Annotated in this window: 14 protein-coding genes; 9 read left to right on the top strand and 5 right to left on the bottom strand. The window is 58.7% G+C overall.

Translation table 11 applies throughout. The annotated features are described in order from the left end of the window. Positions 1 to 143 precede the first annotated feature (143 nt). From N3C12_12230 to N3C12_12220, 3 genes are all read left to right on the top strand, one after another. On the top strand, positions 144 to 1,850 hold the full coding sequence (locus tag N3C12_12230; protein MCX8073200.1) for an aldehyde ferredoxin oxidoreductase: 1,707 nt from the start codon (positions 144 to 146) through the stop codon (positions 1,848 to 1,850). 130 nt (positions 1,851 to 1,980) lie between these two features. Beyond that, positions 1,981 to 2,205, top strand: a complete 225-nt coding sequence (locus N3C12_12225) for a hypothetical protein (protein ID MCX8073199.1) — start codon at positions 1,981 to 1,983, stop codon at positions 2,203 to 2,205. Continuing rightward, entirely contained in the window at positions 2,195 to 2,542 is a 348-nt protein-coding gene (locus N3C12_12220; protein ID MCX8073198.1) for a zf-TFIIB domain-containing protein, read from the top strand. The genes N3C12_12225 and N3C12_12220 overlap by 11 nt, the downstream gene beginning before the upstream one ends. Positions 2,543 to 2,752: 210 nt before the next feature. Here N3C12_12220 and N3C12_12215 read toward each other — a convergent pair whose 3' ends face one another. The 4 genes from N3C12_12215 to N3C12_12200 form a co-directional block, all read right to left on the bottom strand. Then, complete coding sequence (locus N3C12_12215) at positions 2,753 to 4,069, bottom strand: DUF1329 domain-containing protein (GenBank protein ID MCX8073197.1); 1,317 nt, start codon at positions 4,067 to 4,069, stop codon at positions 2,753 to 2,755. A gap of 61 nt (positions 4,070 to 4,130) precedes the next feature. Further along, on the bottom strand, positions 4,131 to 6,716 hold the full coding sequence (locus N3C12_12210; protein MCX8073196.1) for an MMPL family transporter: 2,586 nt from the start codon (positions 6,714 to 6,716) through the stop codon (positions 4,131 to 4,133). A gap of 38 nt (positions 6,717 to 6,754) precedes the next feature. Further along, entirely contained in the window at positions 6,755 to 7,771 is a 1,017-nt protein-coding gene (locus N3C12_12205) for a YCF48-related protein (protein ID MCX8073195.1), read from the bottom strand. Between the two features lie 106 nt (positions 7,772 to 7,877). After that, a complete protein-coding gene (locus tag N3C12_12200; GenBank protein MCX8073194.1) occupies positions 7,878 to 9,863 on the bottom strand; it encodes a hypothetical protein in 1,986 nt (661 codons plus the stop codon). A 231-nt stretch (positions 9,864 to 10,094) separates the two neighbouring features. Between N3C12_12200 and N3C12_12195 the strand changes: the two genes are divergently transcribed. After that, positions 10,095 to 11,288 (top strand): hypothetical protein, encoded by a 1,194-nt coding sequence (locus N3C12_12195; GenBank protein MCX8073193.1) that lies wholly within the window; start codon positions 10,095 to 10,097, stop codon positions 11,286 to 11,288. 472 nt (positions 11,289 to 11,760) lie between these two features. Here N3C12_12195 and N3C12_12190 read toward each other — a convergent pair whose 3' ends face one another. After that, positions 11,761 to 13,560 carry a hypothetical protein gene (locus N3C12_12190; GenBank protein MCX8073192.1) on the bottom strand — a complete coding sequence of 600 codons (1,800 nt, stop codon included), beginning with the start codon at positions 13,558 to 13,560 and terminating at the stop codon, positions 11,761 to 11,763. Between the two features lie 183 nt (positions 13,561 to 13,743). Here N3C12_12190 and N3C12_12185 point away from each other — a divergent pair, with 183 nt between their 5' ends. The 5 genes from N3C12_12185 to N3C12_12165 all read left to right on the top strand — a co-directional run bounded on the left by N3C12_12185 (position 13,744) and on the right by N3C12_12165 (position 20,887). Then, positions 13,744 to 15,270 carry a YifB family Mg chelatase-like AAA ATPase gene (locus tag N3C12_12185; protein ID MCX8073191.1) on the top strand — a complete coding sequence of 509 codons (1,527 nt, stop codon included), beginning with the start codon at positions 13,744 to 13,746 and terminating at the stop codon, positions 15,268 to 15,270. A gap of 117 nt (positions 15,271 to 15,387) precedes the next feature. Beyond that, positions 15,388 to 16,428 (top strand): DNA-processing protein DprA, encoded by a 1,041-nt coding sequence (dprA, locus tag N3C12_12180; protein ID MCX8073190.1) that lies wholly within the window; start codon positions 15,388 to 15,390, stop codon positions 16,426 to 16,428. A 33-nt stretch (positions 16,429 to 16,461) separates the two neighbouring features. Beyond that, a complete protein-coding gene (topA, locus tag N3C12_12175; GenBank protein ID MCX8073189.1) occupies positions 16,462 to 18,783 on the top strand; it encodes a type I DNA topoisomerase in 2,322 nt (773 codons plus the stop codon). Positions 18,784 to 18,865: 82 nt separating this feature from the next. Further along, positions 18,866 to 20,245 (top strand): methylenetetrahydrofolate--tRNA-(uracil(54)-C(5))-methyltransferase (FADH(2)-oxidizing) TrmFO, encoded by a 1,380-nt coding sequence (gene trmFO, locus N3C12_12170; protein ID MCX8073188.1) that lies wholly within the window; start codon positions 18,866 to 18,868, stop codon positions 20,243 to 20,245. 45 nt (positions 20,246 to 20,290) lie between these two features. Continuing rightward, positions 20,291 to 20,887, top strand: coding sequence for a CBS and ACT domain-containing protein (locus N3C12_12165; GenBank protein ID MCX8073187.1), 597 nt, complete (start codon positions 20,291 to 20,293; stop codon positions 20,885 to 20,887). Positions 20,888 to 20,889 lie beyond the last annotated feature (2 nt).

Genomic DNA, 20,889 nt, shown 5'->3' with positions numbered 1-20,889 from the left:
GTTCGTCGAAATCGGTCCTTGCTGGGGTTTGGTGGTGCTTGCATTTGCAGAGGTTGCTCGGCAGAGGATAAGGAGTGATGGCGACAATGGCCGGTACCGCTGCCAAGCCGATCGGTGCCGTCTCAACGTGAACGGAGGAAACGATGGAGAAACTCTTGCGTGTGAACATGACGGATTTGAGCTGGCGCGAGGAACCATTCCCCGAAGAGTGGAAATTCATCGGTGGACGGGGTCTATCGGCGAAAATCCTTTTGAAAGAGGTCGATCCGCGCTGTGACCCTTTGGGTCCAGAAAACAAGGTCATTTTCGCCCCTGGCGTTCTCTCCGGAACCATGGCACCGACCTCCGGGCGGATGAGTGTCGGGGGGAAGAGCCCACTGACGGGAGGCATCAAGGAAGCGAACTCTGGGGGGCAGGCTGGACAGAAGCTCGCCCGCTTGGGTTACCGGGCGCTGATCGTGGAAGGGAAGGCCAAGGACCCGTTCAAGCGGTACCTTGTGGCGATCGACAAGAACGGAGTTCAAATTCGGGAATGCCCTGAGCTCGCGGGGCTTCGGACTTATGCTGCCTCGGAAAAACTCAGTTCGATGTTCTCGGCACGGGCTGCGTTTGTGCTGTGTGGCCCAGCGGGTGAAAAGGGATTTTCAGGGGCAAGCGTTGCTTTCACCGACGAAGGCAAGCGGCATCCGGCCCGTCACGCCGCGCGTGGTGGCCTGGGAGCGGCGATGGGCGCGAAGGGACTCAAGGCGATTGTCGTCGACGATGAAGGGACACAAGCTAGAGCCCCGGTGGACGCGGCTGGGTTCAAGCAGTACGTGGCCAAGCTGACGAAGGAGTATAAGGCGGGCCCGCAACTGTTTCAGTTCGGCACCTCGGCTACCGTGCCGCTAGCGAACATGATGAGCACGTTCCCCACACGGAATCGTCGGGCAATGCAGTTCGAGCATGCGGATAAGCTCGATGGAGCTCGCATCGTGCAGAACTTTGCCACCCGAGGGGGTGGGATGCACCACTGTATGACTGGTTGCATCGTTCGCTGCTCGAACATTGTGCACGATGCGAACGGGCAATACGTCACTTCGGCCCTCGAGTTTGAAACCCTGGCACTTTGTGGCTCGAATTGCTGCATCGGCGACCTTGATCAGGTGGCGCGGATCGACCGCATGTGCGATGAGCTTGGCCTCGATACCATCGAGACTGGTGGTGCGCTTGCATTAGCGATGGACTGTGGCGCGTTGCCCTGGGGAGACGGGGAAGCGGTGCTCGCGCTGCTGGACAAAGTGGACAAGGGTGACGAGCTCGCGGAGACCATTGCTCGAGGTGTAGTGGCGACTGCCAAATATTTCGGCGTCACCGACCGTATTCCCGCGATTAATGGCCAAGGGATCCCCGCTTGGGAACCGCGGACTCTGAACGCGACTGGCATCACCTATGCGACCAGCGCGATGGGTGCGGACCACACAGCCGGTCTGGTCATTGCTCCAGCCGCCGACTTGGCACGCGCATCACAAGAGGCTCAACTGATTAATGCATTGTGCGATTCGAGCGGCTTTTGCCAGTTCCAGCAGCCGACGATCGAAGACATTCGTATCCTGTACAACTGCTTTTATGGCGCCAATCTCACCTTTGAAGACGCTGCAGATTTGGGCTGGCAATGCATGGTGGATGAATGGGAGTTCAACCGACGTGCGGGGTTTAAGCTCGAAGAGGCTGATCTGCCCGAGTGGCTACGCAAGGAACCCGTGCCCTCGAACGGTGCGGTGTTCGCCGTTCCGCGAGAGGAAATCCAACGGGTCTTCCAGCGCATGCCGATCTCTGATGAGCTCAGAACCATGAAAGCTGTTGGGTGAAATGCCCCTGCCACGCGAGGGCTGCCGTGCCAAGGCATGCGGCCAGTAGCGGGTTGACCTACTCCTAGTGCCAGTGGAGCTACCGGAACGAATGGACGAACACAGCACGCAATCACAGCGGAGACCGAGGGTGAAGAGGTGGCTCCGAATCGTGGCCGGTTCAGCCCTGGTGGTGGTTGGAACCGTTGGTCTTTTTCTGCCGTTTCTTCAGGGAATTTTGTTCATCGTGGTCGGCCTCTCGCTGCTCAGTTCCGAAAGTGAGCGAGTACGGCGGCTTCAGGAGTGGCTCCACTCTAGGTGGGGGCAATTGCGAGCGCGGAATCGAGAAGAAGGGAAATCAGCTCATGGTGTCTGACGAGAAGGACCGTTTGGGACAAAAGCTTCGAGACGTCGAGCGGGCGCGGGAGGATTTGTACTTCGCAGAGCAAGACCGCAAGCTCATCGAAAAGATGCGCCAAGCGAAGGCGGAGGAAATGGAGAAGCACGTTCGCGAGTTAGCTCGCATGCGCTGCCCCAAATGCGGTGTCCGCCTCCAGCACGTGATCGAACGCGGAATCGCGGTCGAGGAGTGCCCGCAATGTCACGGCGTGTGGCTAGACAAAGGGGAACTAGAAGCGATCGCCGGTCAAGAGAAGGAAGGCTGGATTGCCCGCTGGCTCAAGGGCGAGTTTAGACGCCCACAGGTGAGCTGAGCAGGTTGGCGGCCGAAGAGGGCAGGACGCACCCAATTCTCGTGGGGGAGGGGCGCTTGTGCTGCAGTCCGAGTTGATTTCTCTCAGTTGAATTGGCGAGTAACGGGCTTGCAGCGATGCCGCTTGTTGGTGCGGCAGCGCCGAAAAAACAAAGGGCCTCCTCTTCCAGGAGGCCCTTTGTTTTTGCCAGCGTCTCGGGCGAGTACGGCGCTAGTCTGAAATGCTGGTCAAGTGCTTGAGGGTAAAGTAATCGCGCGGGAAGTTGGTCTCGATGAATTGCGAGCTGTAGCGGCCGCCGATGGCAGCTCGATTGGTCTTGTCGTTTACGCCCACGACCATGTTTGGCGTGACAGCCGTGAACGAGCCATCGTCGCTCTTAGACCAGTGATAGGCGCACATCGCATTGTAGAAGTATTCGCCGGCACGGTTGTGGACGAGCTTCCACCAAATGCGGTACATGTCCTTATCCATGAACATGATGACTTTCCCGAAGTTGTAGTACGGGTCCTCGGATTGACCTTCCAAGATCCACACCGGCCTCGGAATCATGTTCAGGTTTTCGACGATCAGCCAGGGAGCGCCCTTCGCGCCCGGGGTTTCGTATGCACCCTTGAAGTAAGGAATTTCCACTTCCCACCGCGTGGGCGATACCTGCTTTTGCTTCAGGGGCTCGGGGCTCAGAACCGGAGCGAGGATTTTGCCTTCGCCGATCAGTTTCCACTTGTAGTACTCGACCTTGCCAGCGTAGCAGTTCACGTCGTCAGCAAAGATATCAAGGCCCGCAACGGGGTCCGAACGGGTTGCAGCGTTCACGCGGCGCACGCGGCGGGTCGACGGTACGTAGAACCAGGCTTGGTCCTGCGAAGTCCAATCGTTGATGACCTTGGTAAGACCACCGACACCGTCAACGTCTTGCGGTTCGAGCACGTTCGACAGGCTTGTGGCCCGCAAATTTTCCGGATTTTCAATCGGCCCCGCGGAACGACCGAGAAACGCATTGATATGCAACCACAGCTTGATCCGCTTAAACTCGCCACTGCTATCGATTCCGTTCAGGGTAAACGTTGCGCCCTGGCCGTTCCCCATGCCGTTCGCGGCTTGGAAATTCCAGGCCATCTTACAAGCGGCAAAGGGGTCCTTCGGATCGATTTTCGGGAACGGGTAACCAAAATAGAAGTCGGGCATTTTTCCCGTCTTCTTGTCCTTCAGGCCGCAGGTCGCCGGATCCAGGTCGTACTTTCCGTCGTTTGCCTCGCTCGCTTCCCAAAAGCGCTTCGAGTAATTCTGCTTGAACTTTTCCGGGTCCACAGGAACGACCTTGAACCAGTATTCCCCGTTTTTCACTCGATTCAGAATCACTTCAGGAAGCAAGTCCTTCCCACGCTGCCAGTTGTTCTGGTCCAGGATCCACGGCTTGTTGTCCTCCTCAGCGGCTTGGGCTGAGACGGCGCGAACCCCGCAGGCTCCGGCGAAAGCCAAAGCTCCAAGGGCCGCAATGAACACGCGGGTGGTTCGACCCCATTTCATAACCTGACCTCCTAAAACTTTTTTCTCGTCTTAGAAAACCGACCCCGTCAGCAACGGGCTGCTACTGCGCAGTACCCAGTGCTGCTTGTCGTTGCTCGGCGAGCATAGCCTTTGTTTTTCGGTTCACCAAGAAGCCTGGTCGCAACACCTTCACGAACGCAGGCACCACCACCAAGCCGCCAAAGGTGTTGAAACTCATCAGCAGGGCGAGAAGCAAGCCCATCTCGGCTTGGAACTTGAGATCAGAAAACCAGAAGAAGCCAGTTCCCGCAACCATGGTGGACGCGGTGAAAATGATGGCCTTTCCGGTAGTCGCGGTGGCGTAATCGACCGCTTCGTCGAGCTTGCCAATCTCATCGTACGTATCGATCATGCGGCTGAAGTGGTAAATTCCGTAGTCCACCCCAACGCCTGCACCCGCTGCGGCTATAGGCAAGGAGTTGACGTTCAAGTCGATCTTGAACCACACCATCAATGCTTCGGCTGCCAACTGGGAGAGGACCACAGGAATCATCAGGATCAACGAAGCATACAATGATCCGTAGGTGAGGTATAGGCAGATATAAACGATAAGGAAGATCAGCCCGAGGTTCTTCCAGTACGAGTTTTCCACCTCCTCGTTTACGGCTGCCAGAATTCCAAAGAGGCCCCCGGCAAAACGGAAGTCCACGAACCCTTCTTTATACTGGTCCACGAATTGGCGGGCGTAGGCAATGGAGTTCATGATGACTGAGTGGGAATACTCGTGAAACAGGGTGATGATCGATCCGTACCGCGCGCTGGGGTCCATGAAAAAGTTCAGTGCTGCAATATTGGCGTTTTGGGTGAAGGTATAGATGATCTGACCGATCTCTTTCGGGTTCAGAGGAATAATGGACCATTTCGGGTCCCCGTCGTGCTGGAGGCGGGCAAGCTGCTTGATGATGTCCACGATCGTGATGGTTCCGCTGGCTCCCTTAGCCCCCTGCATGTGGTAGGCAAACTCTTCCATGGTGGTCAGCGCTTCGGCTGACTTCACGCCATTGGGTTGCTTGGTATCGGCGATAATAATGAGCTGACTCGCCCCTAAGAATCGCTTGTTCAGGATATCGTACGCGATGTTGTACGGGTGATCGGCAAACAAGAGGGCCTTGCCAGGCGTCATATCGCCCACCTTCAATTGCCATCCCCAAATGGGCAACAGCCCATAGAGCGCAACCGTAAGGAGGATCACGACCCACCGGCGCCATCCTTCGCTTGCTTGGATCACAAGTTGGGTGAAGGCGGGATAAATGCGCTCGCAATACGCCAGCCAGTACCATCCAAGAATAGGCGATATCGCAATAAAGCAGAGCATGCCCGGACCAATGAACTCTAAGGCTCGGGCGATGTTTGGCGGAAAGAGCATAATAAACGCATGCATGATCCCCGACCGGTCGAGCGCAACTGCCGCGGCAACTGCAGCCACCAAAATCGCTGTGCCGGTGCCGATACTGACTGCTTGCTTCGTTCGTGCGGAATGATCCACCGGCGGCGGTGGGTCGATGTATGAGAGGATGATTGGATGGAGAGTGACCACGCTGATGAAGATCGATACTACCCAGAAGCTCGCGAAGATCGCGACTTTTTGAATCAGTGGAATGGGTGCAACGGCTACAATCAGGAGCCCAATGCCATCGGTGACAATCGACGCAATTGCGGGCGCAAATAGATGCGAGTAAGAGACAACAATCGCCTGGTTTTTGTCTTGCAGCCGATAAAACTCCTCGTGGTAGCGATCCATCGACTGCACGGAATGGCTGAGCGCCCGCGCAGTCAAGAACAGCGGGATCACCAGCACCAGAGGATCCAGGTTAAACCCCAACCAAGCCGCGATGCCTAGGCCCCACACACTGGAAAGGATTCCGGAAAAGATCGGAACCCAAATCCCAGTCCAAGTACGGAAGTACGAATAGAGGAGGAAAGAGAGCGCCACTGTTGTCAGAACGAACACCAGGGCCAATTGTCCGGAGTATTGGAGCACCGACGTGTACAACCAAGGAAAGCCAGTAATGTGCACTCGGTGATTGTCATCCTCCACTTCGCGCACAAGCTGCATCATGCGGTCGTACAAATACCGAAAGTCGAGGGCTTCCTCCCAGAATCCGGTGTTGACCACCGCTGCAGTGTCGTCGTTGGCAACATAAACGCCGCGGATGTTCGGGTTCGCGTAGACGGCAAACCGTACACGGTTCGCGTCTTCCTGAGTCTTGGGTACGCCCGGGTAGAAGATCGGGCGTACCTGCACCGCGCCTTGAGTGGCGGTGGCGCTGCTCACTGCTGGGTGCGCAATCGAGAGGATTTGGTAGGGAACCACCCCCTTGGTGTTGATCATGAACTTGGTGATGTAATCGAGCTTTTGCAGCGTCGTCGGGTTGTAGATGTCCCCCGACTTCACTTCCAAGATGACGTTCATCACGTTGGCGGTTCCGAACATTTTGCGAAACTCGTGATAGAACTTGATGTACTTGTGTTGCCGAGGATAGAAGTCGAAGAAGTCCGTATGCAGGCGGATCTTCGTGAGCCCGTACGCAAAGAACAGCGTCATAACGGCGACGAACGCCGTAACAGAGCGGCGGTAGTTCAGTAAGAACCTGAGATAAGCCTCAATCCAACGCTGGGGGAACATTGCAGATCAACCTCCACAAGTTTTCGAAGTCTGACCGCTCAGTAGTTTTCCTTTAGCGGCGTCATCTTCTCACGATCGACCGCGAGAACCAAGCCGCGCGAGCCGACGATATAGCCACGCCCATCGGGAAACAAGCTGATCCCTCGGAACCACGATCCCGCCATCCGGACCGGAATGTCGTAGAGCTTCCAGCTCTTACCAGCATCCTGGCTGTAAAGCAGCAGCCCGCTGTTCCCTACTGCCCATCCGAAGAGACCGCGCACTGCCACATCATAAATCGGCAACACGAAACCCTTGGGCATGGGCACAGTTTGTTTCGCCCAGGTGGCCCCTCCATCTTCCGTCGCCAGCATGACGGCTTCCATACCCACAGCCCAGGCGCGCTGGGTGTCTAGGGCCGCCACGCCAAATAGGGTTGTTTCTACCCCGCTCTTTTGTTGCTCCCAGGTCAAACCACCGTCGCGAGAAAACAGAATCACACCGAACTCTCCGACGATCCACACATGGTCTTCGTCAGCGAAGGCAATGCTGTATAGGATCACGTCGCCAGGCTGAACCACTTCCGCAATGTCTGGCGGTAGTTCAATGTTTTCTGGCAGCGACACCCTGGTCCACGTCTTTCCGCCATCCTCCGTCCGCAGTAGGGTTCCGAAGTCGCCAACTGCCAAGCCACGATCCAGATTGACGAACTCAATGTCTAACAAGTTGCGGGTCGTCCCGCTCGGTTGACTCTGCCAGTTAAAACCCCCGTCGGGGGAGTGTGCGATCTGCCCGCCCTGACCGGCCACCCACAATTTGTCTCCCACGCAGGAGATCGCCACAAATGGCCGCTTGGTGCCGGCGGAATGGATCCGCCAGGACTGCCCGCCATCCACCGTGTGGAAGATGCGCCCCAGATCCCCCACTGTCCAACCCTCACGTGGGTCCTGGAAACAGACAGAAAAAAGATTTTGCCGGAGATCGCGAGCGGGAATGGTTGCCTGTCCGAGGCTGAGCGCGGGAAAACCTACGATAAGAGCTAGGAACGCTGAAGAGCGAATGACATGTGCTTTCACCTTGGGTGTAACCTCCGATTAAGGGATTTGCGGTCGCTAAACACGAAGAGCGGTGCGTTGGCACCTTGGCCGACGCACCGCTCGCCCGACTAGCAAGAGCCGAAGTTCAAATCACGTACTCGAAGCGGAACTGAACGTTATCGCGGTCCTTGAGGAAGCTCACGCCGCTTCCGCCCTTATAGATATGTGCATCCAAGATGCTGTAATCGATCGCAAAGCGGAAGGGGTCGTAGACGATCGTAAGAGCGGGTTGATAGACGATCGCTCCCCCCCAATCGTAGAAGAACGTAAACGCGGGATTGATCATGCCGCTCCGGAAGGAGGTACTGATGAACAAGGTCTGTAGGAAAGAGTCGGCCGGCTGACTAACGAAGACCGGCTCGAGGCGAGGGAACACGGAGCCGTTGTAGTTAAAATCAATCGCGTCGAGATAGATGGGCAGTACTTGCCGGTTCGGGTTGGGTGCTGGATATTCGCGAACCTGGCCCGTCTGGTTGTCCACCGCGCGCACAGAAACGGACCGACAAATGCCCCGATCCACGAGTTCCTGATTGCAATACAATGGCCCATCGGGAGCCGCGTTCTTGATGTGCTTGTAGAAGAACTGTGTGGAAATGAAAAACGTCTGGTGAGGGTTCAGCCAGCGAATCCACTGGTTCCGATCGATGCCGAGAACGAAGTTGATCGAATCGCGCAGCAGCCGCCGCCCGTGGTTGCGCCGCCCGGCTGCGGTTCGCCGCGCGGCTGTGAACTGCCCCAGGTTGAACTCGAAGGGATCCAAATCTTCCTGTTGGAACGCAGGCTCATCTTTAAAGTACGCAAGCTCGCTGCGGATCACGCTGTAGTACTGCGGCAGCGCGAACGTCGTCGTGATTCCAGACACCTGTACGCGCGGAGCGGTCTGCACGGCGCGAACGGGGCTTCCGCAGTTCAGGTTCGTGTAGTCGGGCCGAGTTGGGTCTCCTGGGGTAGGACAAGGAAGACCGTCGTTGATTCCGAAGATGAAGGGGAGGACTCTGCCCTGCTGATCCAACTGCTGGGTGGTGAACACTTGGACCGCTGGCGTGTCGAAGTACGTGTAGTAGTGGGCAAGACTGAACGTGGCGTCGAACAAGTTAAAGACAATGCGCCCGCCCCCACGGGCGTCTTCGAAGTTCCTGGCAGGGGCGATCTTAATAGACCTGGTATCGTTGCTTGGAGCTCCCTGGCTGGGTAAGGCCCATGGGGAGCCATTGGGCACTCCAGGGATAAAGCCCACCTTGTTGTCGATCGCGATGTAACCCTCGAAGAACACCTCCGCCAGAGGTCCTAAGTCGCCCCAGTAGTACTGTGCCCGAAGCATATCCAAGGGTACACGCCGCTCATCCAACGGGATCAAAAACCCTCCGAAGCTCGCGTCCAGCGGATTGATGTTGTCGAGCAAGCGAAAAGCGTCCGTCTCACCCCAGGATAAAAGTTGGCGGCCGAAGCGGAAGAAAAAGTCGCCCACCTTCATGTCGAGGTAAGCCTGGAACAATCGCTCGCGGTGGACACCCTTCTTCCTGAGGTTTTTACGCAGTTGGTAAATATCATAAGGAGTCTGTTGAAAACCATCGGGGAACAATGGCGGGCCGATGAAAGGGTTGGGCGGATCTGCTTGCGCAAGCCGCTTGAACTCACGCGCCGTGCTGTACTCCTTGGGACCCCAGTCATAGATCCCATCACCCTCGCCTCGAAACGTGAGCCCGTACCCGAGGTCGCGGATCTTGAACGGCAGGTCGTTGAGCAGACTTAATGGACCAATACCTTCCCTGCGAATCCGGTCCAAGTCGTGTTTCAGCTCCGCTTCGATGAAGAAACGGTTCTGCCGAAGATGCCCCGCTGCGGAGCGCGGCCAGGTGGCTGAAGTGGATACGCCAGGATCGTCAGGGTCCCGCGCACCATCGTGGGTGCGTTCGGTACCAATTCGGGCGTTCACGTAGGTACGTACCCCGAGTTTGATGTCGCCATCCTTGTCCAACGGTACCGCCCACGCAGGTGCTCCTGAGAATTGCAACGCCAGTAGGCCGCTGGCAGCCCCCCCCCACCAAACCGTGCGCCAAAAACGCCGCATAACCAACCCTCCTCTGTCTCCCAGCACCGACCCACAGTCGGTCCCTTGGTTCGCTTGTTGCCGCGAATCCCTACGCTACCCGTCGGCCTCATGTCAAGTAAATCCAGGCTGTTCTCGATGGCCCTCTGTGTGACGGCGGTGCTTGTGCTTCAGGCCCTTTTTCTGAAATCGGGCGCGACATCGCTGGACAGTGTGGAGGATATCCACCCTTTCCAGAGGTGGGCTCCTGAGGTGAGTATGATCTCAGGCATGGATGTGCCCGCACTGTGGGGTTGCCCGGTGAGCAACATCCTGGCGTGGAGGTGTGAAACCGACTGCCGGCTAATGTTGCTTCAAGTGGACGAGCGCGATCCCATGGGGCGCTGGGTGCTGGACCGAGCAGAGGACGGCTCGCAAGATGAAGCACCAGGTTTGCTCGACGCCACGGACGTTCTTCTGTTCGGCAATTCCCACCTGGGCGAGGAGATATCGGAATGGCCAGCCACCGCGCAGTATTTGGTGAAGTTGCTCAGTCCAGCGGGATCCATCGAGGCTCGTTCGTTGTACTTAGGTTGTGGCCATGGCGGGAAGTCCAAGCAAAGCACCTGGGCCCCTCTTTTGTCCGTGGAGTCGGGTTCGGGCAGGGTGCGAATGCGGCACGCGACCATTGGGTTCAGGGGCGCCTGGCCGGATTGGCTCTCGATCGGTGCGGGGCCTAATCTCCTCGACCGACTGAAGGTGCGTGCTCGCGCACGTTTCCTCTTGGGGCTGGTTCGGGTCGAGCGCGACGAATCACACCTGCAAAGCCGAGTCGTGGGCTGGCGCGTAGGCCCGCTGCGCGCGATTCGCGCGCAAGAGCAGTGGGTATTTCTCGGCTGGGGCCTCCGCACCCCGATCATGCGTGCATACGCTGTCTTCTACCCCGACCACGTAGAGGTTCCGGTCGCTTTCCGCTTACGCTTTCCCGCTACATACTTCTTCTCCGACATTCGCATTCGAGCCTACGCAGATTTCCGCGACTTACATGGTTGGGTGCTCCTTTTGCCAGAGGATCCGGCCGAGTACCCGATCGATGGTACTATGAGCGCAGAGGAGCGAGGTCTCCGGGAGCGCAACCCAGAGTGGTTCGCACTCCGCGGCGCGACCGTGACTTTAGTTCAGGTGCTGACGCTCAGTGACTCTTTGCGTTCGGTTAAACGGACGTTTTTTTTCAACGACTCGCTCGGCGCTCAGTCGCCTCCCGAGTCTTCGGCCGGGGAACTTCCGGGTGTGGGCTACGAGCTCAGCGATTGGCAGCATGTCGGTGCAGGGCTCCACACATTGCAGCTCGTGAGTTTTGTGGTTCCCAACACGGTGCGCCCAGAGGATGTCGTTGCAGCTTATCGCAGACCGGCAACAGTCCAAGTTCTCCCCTTACCGTCCGCGGTGCAAAGTCCTCGTTTGTGACCGTCCTTTGCATTCGATCACTGCATGGAAGCTGCAACGCTGGGGCTCAAGAGTGTGGACGAGGCTCAGATGGACGAAGGAGGGTGGACTCCGAGCGCGGGTGGAGCGAATAAGCCGCGGAGGGCTGCTTTCGCGAAAGCCGGTGTTTCTTTTCTCGGTGCAAGTTCATGGTCGCTGCTGCGTTGATGAATAGACCCGGCGCCGTGTGAACCGAGGGCGCCCACCCGCCCCCGATGGCGAAAGGTAGGCTTCCGTTGCGCACGGAGCCCCCAAAAGGGTTTCGCGGCCGATGAGATGGTTGGCGATTGCGTGTCTGGCGTTGGTTGCCAACGCCAGCTCCCCAAAAGGGTTTCGCGGCCGATGGGATGGCTGGCGGGCGGCAATCGACGCCGAGGGACTTCTCAATTCTAATCCCGTTTGCAGCCCGGGCTACGCTAGCGTCCCCGGCGCAAGGCGCCCGTGAACATCTGCTTTAGATCACGTAGTCGACGCGAAACTGGATGTTGTCCCGATCGCGCAACAGCCCAATTCCACTACCGCCCTTGAGCCGGCCAGCGTCGAGGATGCTGTAATCGACGGTAAACCGGAACGGATCGCGGATGAAGGTGACCCCTGGCTGGTACACGAACGCCCCCACCCAATCGTAGAACACCGCCAGGGTTGGGTTGACTTTCCCGCCGCGGTAGGAGGTTGTCAGGAGCAGGGTTTGCAGAAATGACGTTGCTGGCTGGCTGACCATCACCGGCTCGAGCGGTACGCCGAGTTGGGGAAGGAGCGTGTCGATGACAGGCACGACTTCGCGATCGGGATTGAGTCGACCGTCGGGATTGAAGACACGCGAGCTACCCGCGTTGCGGATGTGCTTGATGAAGAATTGGGTGCTGAGGAACAAGGTATTGTTGGGGTTGAGGAAGCGCAGCCAGAAATTCACGTCCCAGCCGACGAGCAGGTTCACCGAATCGCGCAGCCGGCGGCCTCCGGTGGTGCCGCGTTGTCCGAAAAGGAAGGGATCGAATTGAAACTGGGAATACGCCGGCTCGTCTTTGAAGTAGGCGACCTCGCTGCGCAGAACGCTGTAGATTTGCGGGATGGCGAAGGTCGTCGTGCCTCCGAACACTTGCACGCGGGGCGCGGTTAAGTGCACGTGCACGGGGCTGCCACAGTTGTTGCGCGTGGGGTCGTTGCCACGGAAGGGAAAGCGAGGGTCGAGCGGGCAGGGTCGGCCCTCGTCGAACGCTTGAATGGGGATGCCACGCACGGTGAACAGTTGTGCGGCAGGTAGATCGAAGTACGTCGATAGGTAGGCAAGGCTGAACGTTGCGTCAGCCCAGTTAAAGACAATCCGTGCCCCGCCCCGGCCATCGCGGAACGTGCGCCGCGGCGTAAAGCTGAATGTCCTGACCTCGGTGCGTGGAGCGCCGAATGACGGTAGGGTCCACGGTGAACCGGCTGGGATGGCCGGCACAAAGCCCACCTTATTGTCGACCGAGAAATACCCCTCGAGGAAGGTGTCGGTCAGCGGTCCGATGGAGCCAATTCGGTATTGTGCCCGTAACATGTCGAGCGGCACGCGCCGTTCATCGAGCGGAATGAGGAATCCCCCGAAGCTTGAGTCCAGTGGGTTGATATGATCGAGGAGTTGAAATACGTCCGATTCTCCCCACGACAACACTTGCCGCCCGAAGCGAAAATAAAATCGCCCGGCCGTGGCCTCGAGGTAAGCTTGGAAGAGCCGCTCCCGGTGCGAGGCTACACGGCGCAAGTTACGACGGGCTGCAGGAATGTCCGGCGGCGTCTGGTTCAGCGCAACCAGCGGGAGGCGCAGCAGGAAGTCCAGAGAGTCTGCAGTTGCATATTCTTTCGGTCCCCAGTCGTAAATTCCGTCGTACTCCCCGCGGAACGTCAGGTGATAGCCTAGATTGCGGACGCGGAAGGGAAGATCACGGAATAGGGACAGCGGCCCGATTCCCTCTTGAACGAGTCGGTCAATGCGGTGGTCAAGTTCTGCTTCGACAAAGAAGCGATTTTGCCGTAAGTGACCCGCAGCGGAAAACGGGAAGGTGCCTGACGTCGACGGCAGCACTTCGCTACCGACGCGATTGGGTACGCCCTCGTGGGTATTTTCCGTCCCAACGCGCGCATTCACGTAAGTACGGACACCGAATTTAAGCGAGCCCTCGCGGTCGAGCGTGACCGCAATTGCCTGCCTGGAAACAGCGAGGCCTGCGATGAGTACGAGCCCGACACCCCACCAACCCCAACGCTCCCTCACGGTGCACCTCCCGAGAATGCAAGTTCCGCACTATTGGTTGCCTCGCTTACGGCGAAGTCGTGGGCGAGGTCAAGCGGACGTGGCGCCAGCGTGGCTCGCCCTCGCGTCATGCATTATACATAATCTGCTCAAATTATTATACACTATTGACAGTCAAGGAGTTGGTGTGGCAGGAAAGGGCTGATGTCCTCTCGGGTGCTCTCCGGTGCGGTACATGGGGTCGACGCCTTGCTGGTGGAAGTGGAGGTGGACTTTCTTCCCGGCTTGCCGCGGCTGGACATTGTCGGGTTGGCGGAAGGCCCGGTGCGCGAAAGTAAAGAGCGGGTGCGGGCGGCCGTGAAGAACAGCGGCTTCCGGCTTCCGAGCTCGCGGGTTGTGATCAACCTGGCTCCAGCAGATGTCAAAAAGGATGGCTCCGCGTACGACCTACCGATTGCCGTAGGGATCCTGGCAAACCTCGGACTCCTCGCGGGAACGCGGTTAGCCGAATACATGATTTTAGGAGAACTGTCTTTGGACGGGCGAGTGAAGCGTGTGCGGGGGGCATTGCCGATTGCCGCAACTGCCCGCCGCTACGGGCTGCGAGGGCTGCTACTGCCAGCGGAGAACGCGCGCGAGGCGGCGGTGGTGGACGGAGTCGATGCTGTTCCCGTGACGAGTTTGGCCGAGGCCGTTGGGTTTCTCCTCGGCCACCTCGACATTGCGCCCGTGCGAGTGAGCGTCGACGAATTGTTCCGGGAGGCGCAAACCCACGAGGTCGACTTCAGCGAAGTCCGTGGGCAGCTCCATGTAAAGCGCGCATTAGAGGTTGCGGCTGCGGGCGGGCACAACGTCTTGATGGTTGGCCCACCCGGTTCCGGGAAAACCATGCTGGCAAAGCGGATTCCCACGATCCTGCCCCCGCTCACTCTGGCCGAGGCGCTGGAAACCTCGCGGGTGCATAGTGTGGTCGGGCTGATGGACGGCCGCGCGCTGATTACCACACGTCCGTTCCGCTCGCCGCACCACACAATTAGCGATGCGGGGCTCATCGGCGGCGGATCCATCCCCAAGCCGGGGGAAGTGAGCCTTGCGCACAACGGCGTGCTGTTTCTTGACGAACTGCCGGAGTTCCGCAAAAACGTTCTCGAAGTGCTCCGCCAGCCTTTAGAGGAGCAGCGCATCACCATTGCCCGGGCCCTTGCCTCGATCACGTACCCTGCCCGCTGCATGCTTGTGGCGGCAATGAATCCATGCCCGTGTGGTTTTTTGGGTGACCCGCAGAAGGAATGCACCTGCTCGCCACTACAAATCGAGCGGTATCGATCCCGCATTTCTGGGCCATTGCTCGACCGGATCGATATCCACATCGAAGTCCCTGCCGTGCAATTCCGCGACCTCGCGAACTCCACCCCCGCAGAATCTTCAACCGCTATTCGCGAGCGCGTGGAACGTGCCCGGCGGCGCCAATTGGAGCGATTTCGTGGACGTAAACTGTACTGCAACGCCCAAATGACCAGCCGGGACCTCGCTCGTTTTTGCCGCTTGGATGCGCAAGGCGAGAAGCTCTTGGAGACAGCGATGATGCGATTGGGCCTAAGTGCCCGCGCCTACACCCGGGTGCTAAAGGTTGCCCGCACCATTGCGGACCTCGAGGGCACGGAGGCGATCCAACCGACCCATATCGCCGAAGCGGTGCAATACCGCTCGCTCGACCGCCCGGTCGCGTAGAGAAATAGGCAATCGAACCGGAGAGAGTGATTTGTGCGGATTGTGGCCGCTGCGCCTAGAGGACCTGAGGATTGGCGATGGTGGATCGCTCTTCGGCTTGTGCCTGGAGTGGGCCCGGTGGTGTACCAGTCACTCCTGCGCATTTTTCACGAACCTCGGCTGGTGTTTGGTGCTGATCGGGATGCGTTGGAGTGCGCAGGGCTCCGACCTGACGTCGCACGCGCGATTTGCGAATTCCAGCGGTGGAACGAAGTCGAAGAGGATCTCCGACGCGTGCAGCGTGCTGCTGCCAGGGTGATCACGTGGAACGATAGTGACTACCCGCTCTTGTTGCGCCACATCCATGATCCACCGCCGCTGTTATACCTCGTTGGAGAACTCCATCCTGCAGACAACCTTTCTGTGGCGGTGGTGGGTTCCCGACACCCGAGCAGTTACGGTTTCCGCATGGCGCGGGAGTTGACGCAAGGCATTGTCCAATTTGGCCTGACAATTGTGAGCGGCCTTGCTCGTGGTATCGATGCCGCGGCTCACTGGGCGGCGCTGAAAGAGGGCGGTCGTACCATTGCGGTGCTCGGGTCGGGAGTTGACGTGATTTATCCTGCCGAGCATCGTGTTCTCGCCCAAAGAATTGCCACGCAGGGTGCGTTGTTGAGCGAACTACAAATGGGGGCGCAGCCGGATGCGGAAAATTTCCCCGCCCGCAACCGCATTATTAGTGGTATGACGAGAGGGACGATCGTGGTTGAGGCGGCAGAGAAAAGTGGCTCGTTGATTACGGCTCATGCCGCGGCGGAACAGGGACGGGAAGTATTCGCGGTGCCCGGACCAGTGGGGGAGCGGTCGCGGGGAACCCACCGCTTGATTCGCCACGGAGCGAAACTTACGGAATGCGCCCGCGACGTGATCGAGGAGATCGCTCCGGAGTTACTTGCTGGAGGCACCCGATCGGCGCTAGTGCAACGGTCCCTGCCATTAGAAGCCGTGCCCATTGTGGAGCTCTTGCGCTCCCGCCCACTCCACATCGACGAGTTGATTGCCCGTAGCGGGAAGCCGGCAACGGAGGTTCTCACAACCCTGCTGAGTCTTGAACTGCAAGGGATCGTGCAACAGTTACCCGGCAAGTGCTTTGCTCTCGCAGCGGGTGTTTCTGGTTGACGACTGGGGCGTGCGGGCTATCAGATAACTTCCATGGCAAAAAATCTGGTGATCGTGGAATCGCCGACCAAGGCGAAGACTCTGCAGAAGTACTTAGGCAGCGACTACCAGGTGAAGTCCTCAGTCGGCCATATCAAGGACCTGCCGAAGAGCCGGCTCGGGGTTGATGTGCAGCATGACTTTAAGCCCGAATACGAAGTCATTCACGGTAAGAAGAAGATCATCACCGAGCTACGCAACGCCGCCAAGGGCAAAGAGCAAATCTTCTTGGCGCCCGATCCGGACCGCGAGGGTGAAGCAATTGCGTGGCACATCGCCGAGAGCCTCGGTGTCGACTCGAAGCGAATTCGGCGAGTGCTGTTTCATGAGATCACCAAGCGAGCCGTACAAGAGGCCTTGCAACATCCCCGTGACCTCGATCGCAATCTCTTCGAGGCACAGCAGGCGCGGCGTATCCTCGACCGTCTCGTAGGCTACGAAATCAGCCCCCTGTTGTGGAAAAAGGTTCGGCGCGGGCTGTCCGCTGGTCGCGTGCAGTCCGTGGCCGTCCGATTGATTGTCGACCGCGAACGTGAAATCCAGCAGTTCAAACCCAAAGAGTACTGGTCCATCACCGCTCGCCTAGAGGGTAAGCAGCCACCGCCTTTTGCGGCACGGTTATTCAAAATTGGGGAACAAAAACTTGACCCGGAAACGTTCCGCATCGAAACCGAGCAAGCGGCCCAAGAACTTGTGCAACGACTGCAGGGTGCAGAGTTCAAAGTTGTCCGGGTCGAGAAGAAGGAGCGCCGTAAGTTTCCCGCCCCTCCGTTTACCACCTCACGGCTGCAGCAGGAGGCGGCACGCAAACTTGGCTTTACGCCAACGCGAACGATGCGGATCGCCCAGCGCCTTTATGAAGGGGTCGAGCTGGGTCCCGAGGGTTTGGTCGGGTTGATTACCTACATGCGGACTGACTCGACCCGTGTATCCACCGAGGCACAGGCAGAGGCGCGCCGTGTGATCGGGGAGAGGTTTGGCAGCAACTATCTCCCTCCAGAGCCGCCGGTGTACGCCAGCAAGAAAGGGGTGCAAGATGCCCATGAGGCGATCCGGCCCACGTCACTCGATTACACCCCGGAGCGCGTGCAGCCGTACCTGAAGGCGGAAGAGTACGCTCTGTATAAACTGATCTGGGACCGGTTCATTGCCAGCCAAATGCTTCCCGCGGTGTACGACCGCACCACCGTAGATATCTCCGCGGCGGACACTCTGTTCCGCGCCACCGGGCAGGTGATGAAGTTCGATGGGTTCACCCGTGTGTACACCGAGGGGCGGGACGAGGGGCCGGCCAAAGCCGAGGACGAGGAAACTGACGGCGAGGGTGAGCTGCGGGAGGGGCTGTTGCCTCCGCTCGAGGAAGGAGAGGTGTTACGGCTACTCGAGCTCACGCCTGCGCAGCACTTCACGCAACCTCCGCCACGTTTCACGCAGGCGAGCCTGGTGAAAGAATTGGAGGAAAAAGGCATCGGTCGCCCATCTACCTATGCCACCATTGTGGGGACGATCCTCAACCGGGAGTACGTGGTGGAAGACTTGTCGAAGCGTTTGCGACCGACGGAGCTGGGCTTCTTGGTAACCGATCTGTTGGTGCAAGCTTTCCCGGACATTTTGAATGTGGAGTTTACTGCCGGGATGGAGGAGGAGCTGGACAAGGTCGAAGAGGGCAAAGAGAAATGGACTGAGACGCTGCGGCGGTTTTATGAGCCCTTTAAGCGGGACTTGGAGCAAGCCGAAGCCCACATGCGAGATGTAAAAAATGGTCAGCCGACCGATGTCGCTTGCCCCAGTTGTGGCCGCCCAATGCTGTTGCGGTGGGGGCGCACAGGCGAATACCTTGCGTGCTCCGGGTACCCCGAATGTAAGACGACGCGCAATTTCGCCCGTGAGGACGACGGCTCCATCCGTATCCTCGAGCGAGAAACGACTGAGGCAACCTGCCCCCAGTGCGGCAAGCCGATGCAGGTTAGGCACGGCCGGTTCGGCAAGTTTTTGGGGTGTTCGGGTTATCCTGGTTGCAAGACGATCTTGCCTTACGAGCGGCCGCGGGAAACGGGTGTGAACTGCCCAGATTGTAAGGAGGGCAAGATTCTAGAAAAACGAACACGGTCCGGGAAAACCTTCTTTAGTTGTAGTCGTTTTCCGCAGTGCCGTTTTGCCACCTGGGAACGGCCTGTGCCCGAACCCTGCCCAGAGTGTGGGGCGCCCTTTGTGGTCGAGAAGACTACAAAACGCCAGGGTACAGTGCGCCGGTGTCTGGCGGAGGGCTGTTTTTACCGCGAGACGGTTGCGGAAGCCGTCGAGGAAGTGTTGTAAGCGCTGCCCTGCGGCTCCGCCTAGTACCCTGGATTGGGCTGCCTTTCCGTGGAAAACAAGATTTATAGTAAGAGAGGTCTCCATGAGGTCTGACGCAAGATTAGCTGCCGTAGGTGAACCTGTGATCATTGTCGGAGGGGGGCTGGCGGGTTCGGAAGCTGCGTGGCAGTTGGCCCAACGTGGAATTCAAGTGCTTCTGTTCGAAATGCGCCCGCAACGGCAGACGGAAGCCCACCGGACCGACCGCTTAGCGGAGCTCGTTTGTTCCAACTCCTTTCGGAGCGCAAGCCTGGATACTGCGGTCGGGTTGCTCAAGGAGGAGATGCGCCGCCTAGGCTCTCTCGTGTTAGCTGCGGCGGAACGAACCAGCGTTCCGGCTGGATCAGCATTGGCTGTGGATCGCGACCTATTTGCTGAGGCAATCACCAGTGCGATTGCCTCATGCCCGAACATCAACGTGGTTCGGGAAGAGTTGCGGGACATCCCCGAAGGGTTGTGTTTGATTGCCACGGGGCCGTTGACGTCGCCCGCCTTGTCCTACGCACTCCAAGAGCTGCTGGGCCAAAAGTACCTATATTTCTACGATGCGATCGCGCCGATCGTGACTGCCGATTCGATCGATCGGAACGTGGTTTTCGCGGCCTCGCGCTACGGCAAAGGGGGAGAAGACTACCTGAACTGTCCGCTAACGCGCGAAGAGTACTATGCGTTTGTGGATGCGGTGTTGGCGGCAGAAAAAGTACCCGTGCGAGACTTCGAACGCTGCATCTACTTCGAGGGATGTATGCCGATCGAAGAAATGGCTCGCCGTGGTCGTGACACGCTTGCCTTTGGACCCATGCGCCCAGTGGGTTTGACGGATCCGAGGACGGGCGCACGTCCCCACGCGGTCGCACAGCTCCGCCAGGACAACGCCTCCGCGACCCTGTACAACATGGTTGGCTTTCAGACCAAGATGACATATCCGGAGCAACGGCGGGTATTTCGGATGATTCCAGGATTAGAAAAGGCGGAGTTCGTTCGGCTGGGGAGTTTGCACCGAAATACCTTCATCAATTCACCTCGGGTGTTATCGCCTACGCTGCAACTACGGCGGCGGCCGGTGACCTTCTTAGCGGGGCAGTTGGTCGGGGTGGAGGGGTATGTAGAATCCGCCGCCACGGGGTTGCTGGCCGGGGTGAACATGGCGCGCTTGCTTGCGGGATTGCCGTGCGTGGTTCCGCCGCCGACAACAGCCCTCGGTTCGTTATTAGCCTATATCTCGGACCCAGAGCGGCGCGACTTCCAGCCCATGAATGCGAACTACGGGTTGTTTCCCCCCTTGGGCGGGCGCGAGCGCGGGAGGGAAAAGCGCGAGCGGTTAGCTCGACGCGCCCTTGCGGATTTAGACGCTTGGATCGAGCAACACCGGATCGCGATCGTGAGGCCGATTCAAGAGCAAACCGTCGCTGTGGGTTCGTAACCGCGTGGCCGCGTTGGCGGGCAGCTTATGTTAGTTGGAGAGCACATGACATCGCCGGTGGTAACCGTGGATCCGCATACCACGGTGGCCGAAGCGCGTAGGCTGTTACGCGTGCATGATATTCGGCACCTTCCGGTGACGGAGCGCAGCCGGCTGGTAGGCATCGTGGCTCGGAGCGACTTGAACTGGCCAGCGACGGCAGGAATGTCCGACGAAATACCGGTTGCAGAAATCATGAGCGGCAATGTGATCACAGTGACACCACACACGACAATCGAAAATGCGGCGAGCCTGATGCTGGCGAACAAAATCGGTGCGCTGCCAGTGGTGGACGAGGAGGAGCACGTTGTCGGAATTTTGACTGCTGCTGACATTCTCTCCGTGTTCCTCGACGTCATGGGCGTAGGATCGGGTGCGCGCCGGATCGAAATCCGCTTACCGGATCGGCCGGGCGCGCTCGCGCCAGCGGTGCAGTGCATCGGGGAGCTTGGTGTCAACATCGTCAGCGTGGTTTCTGCACGCGAGCAGGACGGCTGGCGGAGTTTGGTCCTGCGGTTGGCGACGGACGACTTGGAGCCCGTGCTGACGGCGTTGGCTGATCGCGGGGTCGAAGTCGTGTCGACGGGTGAGGGGGACGACTGAGC

Source organism: Candidatus Binatia bacterium (assembly GCA_026415395.1).
In the GTDB taxonomy this organism is placed as follows: domain Bacteria; phylum Desulfobacterota; class Binatia; order HRBIN30; family HRBIN30; genus HRBIN30.
Note: the sequence above shows the minus strand (reverse complement) of the source record. Positions and strands in the feature narration are given on the sequence as shown.